The organism is Prevotella sp. P5-108 (assembly GCF_002251385.1).
Classification (GTDB): domain Bacteria; phylum Bacteroidota; class Bacteroidia; order Bacteroidales; family Bacteroidaceae; genus Prevotella.
In genome coordinates this window covers 34,076-48,312 of sequence record NZ_NPJJ01000025.1, presented here as the reverse complement: position 1 = coordinate 48,312, position 14,237 = coordinate 34,076, and the positions used below count along the sequence as shown (strand labels likewise).

General features: G+C 57.1%; 8 protein-coding genes. 5 read left to right on the top strand and 3 right to left on the bottom strand.

The features are described from left to right. Positions 1 to 20: 20 nt before the first annotated feature. The 3 genes from CIK95_RS04215 to CIK95_RS04205 are packed head-to-tail and all read right to left on the bottom strand — an operon-like array spanning position 21 to position 5,993. Positions 21 to 1,610, bottom strand: a complete 1,590-nt coding sequence (locus CIK95_RS04215) for a RagB/SusD family nutrient uptake outer membrane protein (protein WP_094466349.1) — start codon at positions 1,608 to 1,610, stop codon at positions 21 to 23. 16 nt (positions 1,611 to 1,626) lie between these two features. Continuing rightward, complete coding sequence (locus CIK95_RS04210; RefSeq protein ID WP_094466348.1) at positions 1,627 to 4,935, bottom strand: SusC/RagA family TonB-linked outer membrane protein; 3,309 nt, start codon at positions 4,933 to 4,935, stop codon at positions 1,627 to 1,629. Further along, on the bottom strand, positions 4,932 to 5,993 hold the full coding sequence (locus CIK95_RS04205) for a FecR family protein (RefSeq protein WP_094466347.1): 1,062 nt from the start codon (positions 5,991 to 5,993) through the stop codon (positions 4,932 to 4,934). The genes CIK95_RS04210 and CIK95_RS04205 overlap by 4 nt, the downstream gene beginning before the upstream one ends. Before the next feature lie 286 nt (positions 5,994 to 6,279). Here CIK95_RS04205 and CIK95_RS04200 point away from each other — a divergent pair, with 286 nt between their 5' ends. The 5 genes from CIK95_RS04200 to CIK95_RS04180 all read left to right on the top strand — a co-directional run bounded on the left by CIK95_RS04200 (position 6,280) and on the right by CIK95_RS04180 (position 14,156). Further along, positions 6,280 to 6,888 carry an RNA polymerase sigma-70 factor gene (locus tag CIK95_RS04200; RefSeq protein ID WP_094387023.1) on the top strand — a complete coding sequence of 203 codons (609 nt, stop codon included), beginning with the start codon at positions 6,280 to 6,282 and terminating at the stop codon, positions 6,886 to 6,888. A 463-nt stretch (positions 6,889 to 7,351) separates the two neighbouring features. Next, a complete protein-coding gene (locus CIK95_RS04195) occupies positions 7,352 to 8,515 on the top strand; it encodes a TlpA disulfide reductase family protein (RefSeq protein WP_094466367.1) in 1,164 nt (387 codons plus the stop codon). Positions 8,516 to 8,723: 208 nt separating this feature from the next. Beyond that, the gene (locus CIK95_RS04190; protein WP_094466346.1) at positions 8,724 to 9,245 is read left to right on the top strand and encodes an NUDIX domain-containing protein; all 522 of its coding nucleotides are present in this window, start codon (positions 8,724 to 8,726) and stop codon (positions 9,243 to 9,245) included. A gap of 2 nt (positions 9,246 to 9,247) precedes the next feature. Continuing rightward, complete coding sequence (locus CIK95_RS04185) at positions 9,248 to 12,511, top strand: glycosyl hydrolase (protein WP_254046416.1); 3,264 nt, start codon at positions 9,248 to 9,250, stop codon at positions 12,509 to 12,511. 301 nt (positions 12,512 to 12,812) lie between these two features. Beyond that, positions 12,813 to 14,156 (top strand): anaerobic C4-dicarboxylate transporter family protein, encoded by a 1,344-nt coding sequence (locus CIK95_RS04180; RefSeq protein WP_094466365.1) that lies wholly within the window; start codon positions 12,813 to 12,815, stop codon positions 14,154 to 14,156. The last annotated feature ends 81 nt before the right edge of the window (positions 14,157 to 14,237 follow it).

The following is a 14,237-nucleotide window of genomic DNA, read 5'->3' as shown; positions in this document are numbered from 1 at the left end:
AGATGCTGTCATTTAGGTGATTAATGTTTAGGGTTCTTGTCCCACCAGAGTTTGGTACCGCCATTGTCGGGACCACCGAGCAGACCTACGGCAGCCTGTACATTAGCATTGTTGTTGGAATACTCAGAAGCGGGGAAGCGCAGACGACGAATCTGCAGATTGGTATTTACTGCGCCGTTGCTGGCGTTATGGTCTACGGTGAAGAGCTTGGGATAACCCGTACGGCGATACTCACTCCAAGCCTCCTGACCATCGGGGAAGATGGCGAGATACTTCTGGGTGATGATGCGCTCGAGCTTCTGCTCGGTCTGGGCGTTGTTGTCCCACTTGGGGGTGATGGTGCTCAGCGCCGAGGCGTCGCGACCGTTGCCGCTGTTGTCGGTGAAGGTGGCGGGCACGTTGTTGCTCTCCAGATAGGCATCGGCACCGCTCACGCCACGCTCCTGGAACGAAGCGCGTACACCAGCCTTATAGAGTTCTTCGACCGAGCTTGCGCCCATATCCCATCTGAGCTTGGCCTCAGCTCTGAGGAAGAAGCTCTCGGCTGCCGACATCCACTGTATGGCTGCATTTGACTCCACATTCGCTACCGATGTCTTGGCTGTATAGTCGCTCTGGTTGCGTATCTGCAGACCGGGATAGACGCCGTGGATGCCACCACCGTTGGCGGCTTCGGCGAAGTAGACCTTGGCACGAGGGTCGGCGTAGCCGTTGAGATAGCTGTCGATAGAGGCACCCATGCGCATATCGCCGAAGCTCTGGGTAACCTCCCAGATGGGGTTCAGGTAAGAGTACTTGGCATTGTTGGCATGAAGTGCAGTCTTCTCAAGGAAGCCCTGGCTGTTATCGATAGACTTCTGAGCCTCCTGCTTGGCGAGGGCCTCGTTGGCATAAGCCACGCGGAGAGCCAGACGCAGACGCAGGGTATTGGCAAACTTGACCCAGCTCTCTACATCGCCGCCGAAGACAAAGTCGAAGTTGGCGAGGAGCTTGGCAGAAGCCGATGCCTCATGATAGGAAGTGAGCACGTCGATGGCGTCGTCGAGCTCGGCAAAGAAGGCTTTGTACACATCCTCCTGGCTGTCGTAAGCCACATTGATGCCGGTACCGAAGCGGGTGTAGGGCAGCGGGCCATACATGTCTGCCAGACGGCTCATGCCGAATACCTTGACCACATTGCCCAGAGCTGTCACGGCAGCCGTACCGTTCTTGTCAGAGTTGGTCTTCAGCGAGAGCCAGGGCTGCATCAGATTGGTATAGGTGTCGTTGAAGGGCAGGTTTACCCACTTGTCGGGCATCAGATAATGGGCATTGTGCAGCGAGCCCACATCGTAAGAAGCCTTGATATTGGAGAAATAGCCAGAGAAGAGGCCGCCGGTGAGCATATCCTCTACCTGGTAATCGGCGCCCTTGTCCAGACCTACGATGAATACGTTGTGCTGCATCTGGGAGAAGAAGGCACCGGTATTCATATTGTCGTGGGTCATATCTTCTTCAGTAGCCGAGTTATGGTCAGTGTTCCACTTGTCAAACTCAGACGTACATGAAGAGAGCACTACGGCAGATGCCATGACGGCGAGACTGCCTGTGATGAATTTATTGAGTTTCATAATCGTTATAGGGTCTTTAGAAGTCAACTTTTACAGAGAAACCAAGATTGCGCAGGCTCGGCATCATGAAGTTGTCGATACCGGTGAAGTAGGTACCCGTACTGGCGGTGAGTTCGGGGTCGAACGGAGCCTTGCAGTAGAACATGAGCAGGTTGCGGCCGGTGAAGGCGAGGCGCAGGTTCTCTATCCAGGGCACCCACTTGCTGATGGGCAGACTGTAGCCCACAGAGAGTTCAGACAGACGCACGTTGGTAGCGCTGTAGATGTAGTATGCACCCACGCTGGGACCTATCTTGCTGTAGTAGTCCTGGGCAGGGATGCGGTAGCCGTTGACGAGTGCGCCACCCAGGTCGCGGGCCTCGGCTGTAGTCTTGCTGGCACCGAAGTAGTCCATGTAGCCCTGGGTAATGGATGATACCCGACCACCCACACGGGCACTGATGAGGAAGCCCAGGTCTATGCCCTTCCAGGAGAAGCTGTTGCGCCAGCCCATGTTGTACTTGGGATTGACGTTGCCGGCATATACATACTTGCCTTCATCCACACCGGCGATGTTGCGCGAGGTGTAGTCGACGATGAGGTAGCCGTGCTCGTCCATCTTGGGGATGGTGACATAGAGGTCGCCCATAGAGCCGCCCTCGGTGAGGCGCACCTTGACAGAACCCAGATTGAGCATGTCCATGCCGTCGAGCGACACGTTTACCTTGTTGCCGTTGGCAAGGGTGAGCTCGGTAGGAGCGAGGAGTTGCTTGATTTTGTTCTTGTTGAGGGTGTAGGTGAAGGTGCTTGACCACTTCACGGGACCCAGAGGTTGGTTCAGCGTGAGCGAAGCCTCAATACCCTTGTTGTCGATACGACCACCGTTGATAGGCAGCTTGCTGTAACCCGACGAGGCAGACAGTTCGGGAAGGAAGAACTGGTCGGTGGTGCGGGTAGAGTAAAGGCTGACGTTAAGGTTTACCTTGTCCTGCCACAGGTTGGCCTGCAGACCCAGCTCCCATGCCTTGGTGCGCTCGGGCTTCAGGTTGTTGTTGGGATAGTAAGAGGTAGTAGAGGGCGCGGCGTTGGAGTAAGTGTAGCGGGTGAGCGCATAGAACTTCTCGGGTGTGTTACCCACCTCACTGTAGCTGCCACGGAGCTTGAGGAAGGAGAGCACCTTGCTCTTCAGACCAGGTATCATCTCGGTCAGGATGGCGCTCACACCGGCAGAGGGATAGAAGAATCCCTTGTTGCGATACTGGGTGTTGCCGAGGAAAGAGTCCCAGTCGTTGCGGGCGGTGAGGTCGAGATAGACCATACTCTTATAGCCCACCTGGGCGGTGGCAAAGACACTCTGTACCTGGTGGTGGTAGTTGAGTGCGGGGTCGGCGTCCATGTGTGAGTTGGCGCGGTTTACGGCATTGAGGGTGAAGTTGTTGGCGACATTGAGGAAACCGCCGACATAGGTGTAGCTGGTCTCCACATCCTTGATAGAGGTACCGAGGTTGGCGGTGAGCGAGAAGTCACCGAAATACTTGTCGATATTCAGGATGGCGTCGCCGTAGATTTGACGGGTGTTGTCGTTGGTGCGGTAATAGGCACCATACTCACCGGCGAAGAGGGGGTCGGTAGAGGCGGCATAGCGCTTCTCATAGATGCCAGAGGTCTTGTCCATCTTGGCACGGCCAGAGAGGGTGATGCCCTTGGCGATATCGAAGGTCAGACCAGCACTGAGGATAAAGCGGTCCTTGTGGTTTTCGGCGATGTCGCGGTTGATTTCCCAGTAGGGGTTCATCATGGAGAGTCCCTGGTTGCCGAAAGGCCAGTACTGGGTCTTGAAGTTGCGTTCGGGGTCGTACTGCTCAAAGGGAGTGTACTTGCGGATATCGTCGCCGGCGGGGAAGAGGTAGACGGGGACGATGGGGTTGAAGTAGAAACCCTGGGATATCATGTTCTGTTCCTTCACACTCATGTACATGGCGCTGAGGTCAAGGTGCAGACGGTCTTTGAGGAAGTCAGTGGTGTTGCGGATGGTGAAGTTGTAGCGCGACATCTCGTTGTTCTCCACGATGCCCTCGGCATTGGTGGTAGAGGCAGAGACAAAGGTCTGGCTGTGCTCCGAACCTACAGAGAAGGTCACAGAGTTGCCCACGTTGTAACCTGTCTGGAAGAAGTCGAGCGGGTCGTAGCTTGATGGAGTAGCCAGCTTGGAGCCCCAACTTGAGAAGGTGCCGGTACCGGTCTGTCCGTAAGTGTTCTGGAACTCGGGAGTCACAAAGGGTGAGAAGAAGGAGGTGTTGTTGCTGTAGCTCACGCGCACCTTGCCCACAGTACCCTTCTTGGTGGTAATCATGACCACACCGTTGGCAGCGTCGCTACCATAGAGGGCAGAGGCGGCAGCACCGCTCAGCACCGAGATGCTCTCGATATCATCGGGGTTCACCATAGAGGCGGCGTCGCCGGTCTGGGCGTCACCGTGGTAGGCGTCGGTAGGTTGGTTGGCCTGGAGCGAAGGCATGGGAATACCGTCAATCACGTAGAGGGCGTTGTTGTTGCCGTTGATAGACTTGTTACCACGCATCACCACCTTGACGCCGCCACCGATACCGGCAGCACTGGCGTTGATTTCGACACCTGCCACCTTGCCGGCGAGGGCGTTCATGAAGTTGGCGTCCTTGACACCGGTGATATCCGAGTTCTTGAGTTGCTGCACATTATAGGTCAGCGCCTTCGACTCTTTCTTGATACCCAGGGCGGTAACGACCACCTCGTTCAGGGTCTTCTCGTCCTGAGAGATATTCACGGTCAGGTTGTTGCCTTTGGCGGTAACTGACTTGGGCTGGTAGCCGAGATACGACACCTCTATCTTGCTGCCTTCTTCGGCAGAGATGGTGAAGTTGCCGTCCAGGTCGGTCACCACGGCAGCGCCAGTGGCCTTACTGCGTACGGTAGCGCCTATCACGGGCTCACCGTTCTCGTCGAGCACCTGGCCCTTGACGGTCTTCTTGGGAGCCTGGGAGTCCTTGGCAGCGGGTTTGGCTTCACGCTTGAAGATGGTAATCATCTTGTGGTCTATCTTGAAGCCAAGATGAGAGCCCAAGACCTTAGTCAACACGTCGCGGACGGGTGTGGCATGGAAGGTGGCTGTCACCTTCTGGCTGGCGTTCACTTCGTCCACTTTGTAGATTACAGACATCTTGGTTTGGCGTTCCACTTCTTTCAATACGTTGCGGAGGCTCTCGTTACTGAACGTCTTGGTAACGGTCTGAGCACTCATGCTGAGCGCACTGAACATCAGTGTGACCAACAGGCAGATGCCGAGCAATTTGCTTTGCTTACTGTTCATAGCAGTTGGTTGTTTTTAGTTAGACAATTTAATATATAGGTTTTATTTTCAGTAGAGGTAGTAGGGGTGTTATGGTATTGGCGGGGCGGGGGGCAGTCACCGATGGGAATCTCCTTACCATCGCGACATACCTGCATGCTTGTGATGCTCTGGAGAGCGTCGAGCACATCGTCTATGGTCTCCTTGTTGCGCAGCGAGATGGCAAACTCCATCTTGCGCAGACGCTCAGAGGTGATAGTGATGTTTACAGCGTAGCGGCGGGAGAGCAGCTTGGCGAGGTCTTCGAGGCTAATCTCAGAGAATTCGGTCATGCCCTGTACCCACGCATGGTGGTCGGTGGTATAGCGGCTCTTGGAGAATTTACCGGTAATCACATTGAGGCTTACCATATCGCCGGGCTCCATCGTGAGGCGGTCGGCGCCGCGGTCTATCACCACCTTACCCTGCAAGAGGGTCGTGGTGATGTTTTTGTCATCATTGTAGGCAGAGATGTCAAAGCGGGTACCCTTAACCACCACGTCGTAGCCGCGGGTGTTTACCACAAACTCGGCGCCATCGCGCTTGGCGACCTCGAAATAGCCTTGTCCTTCGAGGACTACACGGCGGTTATTGTCACCGAAGCGGTTGGAATAGCGCAGCGAAGAGCCTGCGTTGAGCCATACCAGCGAGCCGTCGGGCAGGGAGAGGCGGGTCTTGCTGCCCATAGGTGCGGTGAGGGTGTAGTAGTGTTCGGGCTGAAGGCTGGTGGCATACCACCCGACAAAAGCCGAGCACAACATAAGCAGCACCACGGCAGCCGCTGCTGCCACACGCCACATTGGCCGGCGCTGCCGACGAGCCTCGGCACCACACATCCAGTCACAGAAGCGTGTCCATGCGCTTTCGGTGACCATATCGAAGTGTGGGCGCGACGCCCATTCGGCTTCCCAGCTGCGGAAAGTGGCAAGGGCCTCACTGTCCTGTGCGAGGTAATCGAACAGAGCTTTCTCATCTTCGGGGGAAATCTTTCCCTCGAAATACTTGTTGGCCAATGCCTTCATTTCACTTCCCATCAACATTTCTTAATATAACGTTAGTATTGGTTTCACTATTAGGATGGCGCCGGCGGTCTTTCCGAAGACGCCCGAGCACGTCATTACTGACATACTGTCACTATTAAAACAACCCGTAGACACTTTACCCGCCCTCGGAGATAACTTTTTTTCAAAAATATTTGCACTTTTCTGCTTAAATTCATACTTTTGCACCGTCAATCGTGATGCAAGCGGTCGCCGGAGCCATCTATATAATATATAATAAGGTGTAACACGCCCGTGGTGACCGAATAAAAAAAGTGTAAAAACCATGCGTTTCTATAAGGAACAAAGCGAACTCTTTGAGGGAATACAGAACGGCGACGCCGATGCTTTCGAGTATGTCTTCAAGACGTACTACCCTCGTCTGCGCAATTATGCCAACCGCTTTGTGAGCGATAGCGACGACTTGGAAGACATCCTGCAGAACTGTTTCATCCACCTGTGGGAACGCCGAGACAGCATCACGTTCATCTCCATTTCATCTCTGCTCTTCACCATGGTGCGCAACGGCTGTCTGAACTACCTCAAGCACCAGACGATGGTCAACGGCTACGAGGCAGGCTCGCTCAGCAAGATACCCGGGGCAGAAGAGCTCTACAGCACCGACATGAAGGGCACCACCGACAGCGACACGCTCTACAACGAACTGACCCGACAGATAGAGCAGGTCATGGAAGAGCTGTCGCCGCGCTGCCGCGAGATTTTCACCATGAGCCGCTTTGAAGGACTCAAGAACCGCGAGATAGCCGACCAGCTGGGCATCTCGGTCAAGGTGGTCGAGAAGCACATCACCAAGGCGCTTGCCGTTTTCCGCACCCATTTCAAGACGGGCAGAGCCTCCGCGCTGCTCCTGCTATGGCTCATCGCCATGGCATAATCGCCTACCCCTCTCTTATTCCATCTCTGCCACGCGCCCCTCGACCTCGGGCGCAGCACTGCGCGTATTCAACTCGCTGCCAATGGCTTCGGCAAGCGCAGAGACCGTCATCACGACTGCCGTGACCACCACTGGCGGCTCGTAACATAAGGTACGGACGCTCGTGACATAAGGCACGAAGCCGCGTAACATAAGGCACGAGCCCACGTGACTTATGTTACGAGCCCGCCATGATAGCCACCACGCCGGCGGCGGCACGCTCCACGACTGGCAACCCGCTTTCTGCCGGAGCCAACCGCCCCTCCACGACCGCCTACCGCCCCTCCACGACCGCCAGGCAAGCCCTCCACGGGAGCCGACAGAACGGGCTGGTTGGGGGCAATGACCAAAAAAAATGCAATTTAGTTTTGTATTTCACTCGCTTTGCACTACCTTTGGAGTGGAAAAAGTAAACAAGACTGAAATGAAGATATCCAAAATCATGTCTTTCATGGCCGTGGGCGTGGCTGTGCTCGCGCTGTCGGCCTGTGGCAACAAGAAGTTTGAGGTCAATGGCAACATCAAGGACGCCAAGGACTCCACGCTCTATTTTGAGAACCTCAGCCTCAACGGACCTGTAGTCCTCGACTCTGTCAAGTTAGGCGAAGACGGTGCCTTCGACTTCAAGGCCGACGCCACCGACGCCCCCGAGTTCTACCGTCTGCGTATAGCCGGCCAGATTATCAATGTCGCCATCGACTCTACCGAGACCGTCAAGTTCAACGCCTCCTACCCCACCATGTCGGCCGAATACGAGGTCGAAGGTTCGGAGAACTGCGTGAAGATACGTGAACTTGCCCAGAAGCAGCTGCAGCTGCAGCGCACCATCAATGCCCTCGTCGCCAACCCCGCCTTGGGCGTAGACAGCGTGGAAGTGGCTGTGGCCAGAGTGCTCGCCGCTTACAAGGAAGATGTGAAGCTCAACTATATCTACAAGGAGCCGATGAAGAGCTATGCCTACTTCGCGCTCTTCCAGACCTATGTGTTGGGCAACCGTCAGGCGCTCATCTTCAACCCTCGTCTCTACAGCGACGACATCAAGGTCTATGCTGCCGTAGCCACCAGCTGGGACACCTTCCACCCCAATGCTGAGCGCGGCACCAACCTCCACAATATTGCCATCGAGAGTATGAAGGACCAGCGCATCGTGCGCAACGAGCAGGTTGCCAGCCAGATTGACGCCAGCAAGGTGCAGGTGGCCGGACTCATAGACCTCGCCCTCACCGACAACAAGGGTGTGACCCGCCGTCTCACCGACCTCAAGGGCAAGGTGGTGCTGCTCGACTTCCATGTCTTCGCCAGCGAGCAGAGCACCAAGCGCATCATGATGATGCGTGACCTCTACAACAAGTATCATGGCCAGGGTCTGGAAATCTACCAGATTTCGCTCGACCCCAATGAGCACTTCTGGAAGACACAGACTGCAGCGCTGCCCTGGATAAGCGTGCGCGACGAAGCCGGCACCTCTGCCCGCACCTACAACATCATGGGCATTCCGTCGTTCTTCCTGATAGACCGCAACAACAATCTCTACAAGCGTGGAGAGCAGGTAAGCGACATCGACGCCGAAATCAAGAAACTGTTATAAGACCACGGGCTGCCGGGACATAACCTCCAGCCTGCGCTCTATGATATAACGAGAACTTTAAGCATTCATAAAAACATCATCAACCGATGAGCGACCTCTGGTGTGAACCACGGGTCGCTTTTTTTTGATTTACAACTATGTTTTATGATAAAAGAGCGGCGTCATCGGCGTTTTTTTCGTAATATTGCATATTAACTTGTCAACTGCGATGGATATACTTACACGATTCAAGCATTGCCCCGTGTGTGGAGGCAGTCTCCAACCCGACTCAGCGAAGAGTATGCGCTGCTACGACTGTGGCTTCGAATACTTTGTCAATGCCAGCGCAGCCTATGTGGCGCTCATCTACGACGAGCGTGGCAGGCTGCTCGTGGTGCGCCGCCGCTGCGAGCCCGCCAAAGGCACGCTCGACCTGCCGGGAGGCTTTGCCGACATGGGCGAGACGGTAGAAACTGGCGTGGCGCGCGAGGTAAAGGAGGAAACGGGGCTCACCGTGACCGCTATGGACTACCTCTTCAGCCAGCCCAACCGCTATCTCTACAGCGGCATCGACATCCCCACGCTCGACCTCTTCTTCCGCTGTCGCGTAGACGACATCTCTACGCTCGCTGCCGGCGACGACGCCGCCGAGACCCTGTGGCTCGCCCCCGACGAGATACACCCCGACGACTTCGGGCTCACCTCCATCCGCGAGGGAGTGAAACGCATAATCAACAACAATCAGATATAAACATGAAAAATATCAGAACCATCTTACTCGCCATGGCCCTGACCACAGCTACAGGCAGCATGGCACAGAGCGACCTGCAACAGCAGTTTGCCAACCCGCCCCAAGAGGCGAGACCTCGTGTGTGGTGGCACTGGATGAACGGCAATATCTCCAAGTATGGCATCAAGAAAGACCTGGAGTGGATGCACCGCGCCGGAATAGCCGGTATCCATGTCTTCGATGCCGGTCTGAACACGCCGCAGATAGTGCCCCACCGCATCACGTACATGACGCCCGAGTGGAAAGACTGCTTCCGCTACGCCGTGCACATCGCCGACTCGCTGGGCATGACGATGGCCATCCCCAGCTCGCCAGGCTGGAGCAACACGGGCGGTCCCTGGGTCACTCCCCACGATGCCATGAAGAAAATCACGTGGCGCGCGGTAAGGGTAAAGGGTGGCAAGAAACTCACCGTCAATCTCCCCGGTATCTACACCACCACCGGACACTTCCAGAACGTAGAAAACACCAACAGCCCTGAAACCTTCAGTCAGCAGATAGGCATCGTGGCAGTGCGTATGCCCGATACCGACATCGAGATAGCCTCTCTCAACCCCACCATCACGGTGAGCAAGGGTGAGCCCACGGTGGCACAACTCACCGACGGCGACTACAGCAAGGGTACCCGCGTGGAACCCGACGCCGAGGGCAACATCTGGGCACAGTACACCTTTGAGAAGCCCGTAACCATCAAGGCGCTGTCGCTCTCGGACGGCAACAACCGCAGTACCTGGAACAGCTGGTCGGCACCGCTGTACTACCGCTTGGAGACGAGCAACGACGGCAAGACATTCACCAAGGTATGCGACATCCCGCAGAGCGGTACGTTCCAGCAGACCATCGACCTGCCTCCCACCACGGCACGCTGCTTCCGCGTGGTATGCCAGCTGCCGCAGAAAGACAAGCAGGGCGAGTATGTCAACCTGATGGAGTATAACCTCTACACCACCAGCCGCATCAACTTTGCCGAGGAGAAGGCTGGATTTACCTCCTTCGGCGACCTCGACCAGTACCCCTCACGCCTCGACAGCGACGTGTCGGCTGCAGGCGATGTGGTGGTGCTCACCGACAAGGTCGACGCCGACGGACGCCTCACCTGGAACGCCCCACGTGGCAACTGGGTCATCTACCGCTTCGGTACGTCGCTCTTCGGTTCGCGCAACGGCCCTGCCTCGCCCGAAGCCACGGGCCTGGAGGTCGACAAGATGGACCGCGAGGCTGTGCACAAGTATATCGAGCACTATATAGACCTCTATCGCGACGCCTCTGGCGGCAACATCGGCAAGCGCGGCATCCAGTATCTGCTCATCGACAGCTACGAGCCCGGCAAAGCCACATGGACCCTGCAGATGCCAGCACAGTTTGAGCGTCGGCGCGGCTATAGCATCTATCCCTGGCTGCCCGTGCTTACCGGCGTCATCGTGGGAAGCGTGGAGCAGAGCGAGCAGTTCCTCTACGACTATCGCCAGACCATCGGCGAGCTCATGGACGAGTCGCTCTACGCCGAGGTGGCTGATGCCGCCCACCGTCATGGCATGAAAATCTATATCGAGTCGCACGAGAACGGACGCCAGATGCTCGCCGACGGTATCAGCGTCAAGTCGAAAGGCGACATCCCTATGGGCGCCATGTGGGCAGAGAAGCGCGCCGACCTGAGCATGTATGAGTGCGACCTGCGCGAGACCTCCTCTACCGCCCACATCTATGGCAAGAAGTATGTGGCTGGCGAGTCGTTCACCGCCGACGGCCGCCACGAGATGTGCTATACCTTCTATCCCGGCAACCTCAAGCCCATCGCCGACTACATGATGTCGTGCGGTCTGAACCGCTTCATCATCCACGAGAGCGCCCATCAGCCCGTCGACGACCGCAAGCCCGGACTCGCTTTAGCCATCTACGGCCAGTGGTTCAACCGCCACGAGACCTGGGCAGAGCAAGCCCGCCCATGGACCGACTATCTCGGCCGCTCCAGCTACATGATGCAGCAGGGCAAATACGTGGCAGACATCGCCTACTACTATGGCGGCGACAACAGCGTCACCGGCCGCTTCGCCCACAACCATCCCGCCATTCCCCGTGGCTATAACTTCGACTACGTGAACCCCGGCGCGCTCATGGACGTGTTCGGCTACGATGGACAGAAGCTCACTACCAAGGCAGGAATGAGCTATCGACTGCTGGTAATAGACCGACAGGTGACACGGATGACCGTCGACGAGCTCAAGGCGATAGCCCGCCTCGCCAAGGCTGGCGCCCCCATCTGCGGCAAGCGCCCAACCATACAGCCCAACCTCAAGGGCAACGACGCCGAGTGGCACCGCCTGGTGGCAGAGATATGGGACGGCAACCGCGCCAACGTGATGGAAAACCTGTCGATGGAAGAGGCACTCGCCAAGACGGGCGTGGCTCCAGACTTCAGCTTCGTGGCAGCCGACAAGGACAAGGCTACGCCCGACAGCATACGCTGGATGCACCGCCGCACGGCTGACTCGGAAATCTACTGGGTGGCCAACGCGATAGACCAGCCCAAGCGTATCACAGCCTCATTCAACGTGACCGGCAAGAAGCCCATGCTCTGGAACGCAGAGAACGCCTCCATCAAGCCCGTGGGCTATACTATGGCTGACGGCCGTACCAGCATCGACCTCGGCCTCGACCCCTACGGTGCGCTGTTCATCGTCTTCACCGAACCTACCGACGAGAAGCATCTGGCCATCTCCCACGCCGAGGAACAGGAAGTGATGACGCTCGACAACGACTGGCACGTCTACTTCGGTGGTGTGCAGGACACTCCCGAGAGCATCGAGATGCCCACCCTGCGCTCGCTCACCGAGAGCGATGATGCCCAGATACGCTACTTCTCAGGCACGGCTGTCTATACCCGTGACTTTGACGTCAAGGGATATAACAAGCGCGCCACCTACCGCCTCGACCTGGGCGGAGTGGGCTGCATGGCAGAGGTTTACCTCAACGACCAGATGCTGGGAACACTCTGGAAGGCGCCCTACGCCATCGACATCACGCCCGCACTCAAGAAGAAGGGCAACAAGCTCGAGGTGCGCGTCACCAACCTGTGGGCCAACCGCGTCATAGGCGACAAGCAGCCCGACAAGAAGAAACGCTACGCATGGGCATCCTACAACAATGCCTTCAGAGCTTCGTCGAAGCCTCTCCCCGCAGGTCTGCTGGGCGGCGTACGCCTGCTCTGCACCCCTGCCGGCAAGTAGCACCCCCACCCTCCGGCCCACCGCCGGAGGGCAACACATAGACACGATGCCGCCGAAGCGCCGCACCCGACCAGACATGGCACAGAGCCACGCAGCATGGTCGGCGGCGGGCTTCGGCGGCATTGTCGTATGGATGCAGACCCGCCCCACGCGAAAAATCTTTTGCCCGCAGCCAACAATTCTCATGAATTTATAAGCAGAGTCTGAAGAAAATGGCGTATATTTGCACTTGATGCCCGCCACAATCTACGGCAAGGGCACATCATCGACCTCAAACCTAAAAACAGAGAACCCAATCATCATGGCGACAGCTATCATACTCCTACAGTTTGCCATCGTACTGGCACTGATATTCAAGGGCGCCCGCACGGGCGGCATAGGACTCGGCATCTATGGCATGGTAGGTGTGTTCATCCTCGTCTTCATCTTCGGACTCAAGCCCGGCCATCTGCCCATCGACGTGATGCTCATCATCGTGTCGGTAATCACGGCGGCAGCCACCCTGCAAGCCGCCGGAGGTCTGGACTATCTCGTAGGACTCGCCGCCAGGTTTCTGCGCCGCCACCCCACCCACATCACCTACCTCGGCCCACTCACCACGTGGCTCTTCTGCCTCGTGGCAGGCACCGCCCACACCTGCTACTCCCTCCTGCCCATCATCTCTGAGATTGCCACCAACTCCAAGATACGCCCCGAGCGGCCGCTGAGCGTCGCCACCATAGCCGCCTCGCTCGGCATCACCGGCAGCCCCGTCTCGGCAGCCACCGCAGCCGTCATCAGCACCGACCTGTTGGGCGGCGCGGGCATCGAGTTGAAGCACATCCTCATGGTCTGCATCCCCGCCTCGCTGGTGGCCATCATCGTGGCTGCCTGGGTACAGAACCGCATAGGCAAAGAGCTGCACGAAGACGAAATCTACTGCGAGCGCGTGCGCCAGGGGCTGATACGGCCCGAGCAGGACCTCCGTCTGATAGACGAGATGAACAAGAACCCCGACCCCAAGGCCAAGTATGCCGTGCTGGCGTTTCTCACGGGCGTAGTGCTGGTGGTGCTCTTTGGCAGCATCCCCACCATGCGGCCCGCGTTCATGATAGATGGCGAGCTGCACCGCGTCACCATGCCCGAGACCATCGAGATCGTGATGATGTCGACCGCCGCGCTCATCCTCACCGTGAGCAGAGCCAGCGTGCAGACCGCCGTCAAGGGCAATGTCTTCGACGCGGGCATGTGTGCCCTGGTCGCCATCTTCGGCATAGCCTGGATGGGTGACACCTTCTTCAACGGCAACCTCGCCTTCTTCAAAGACCACATTGCCGACATCGTCACCCACTATCCCTTCCTCTTCGCCATAGCCCTCTTCATCATGTCCATCATGCTCTTCTCCCAGGCTGCCACCGTGCGCACCCTCTACCCCTTGGGCATAGGACTCGGCATCCCGCCACTGGCGCTCATCGCGATGTTTCCGGCGGTCAACGGCTACTTCTTCCTGCCCAACTACCCCACCACCGTCGCTGCCATCAACTTCGACCGTACCGGCTCGACGCGTATAGGGCGATTTGTGATTAACCACTCTTTCCAGCTGCCCGGCATCATCACCACCGTGGTCTCCATCGGCGTGGGCTATCTCATCATCCAGTTCATGTAGCACCGTGGCGGGCACTGCCAAACTGCCTGAAACCAAAGAAAAACCGGCAAGGGATAGGTTTTTACAAATAAAGGTTCGTTT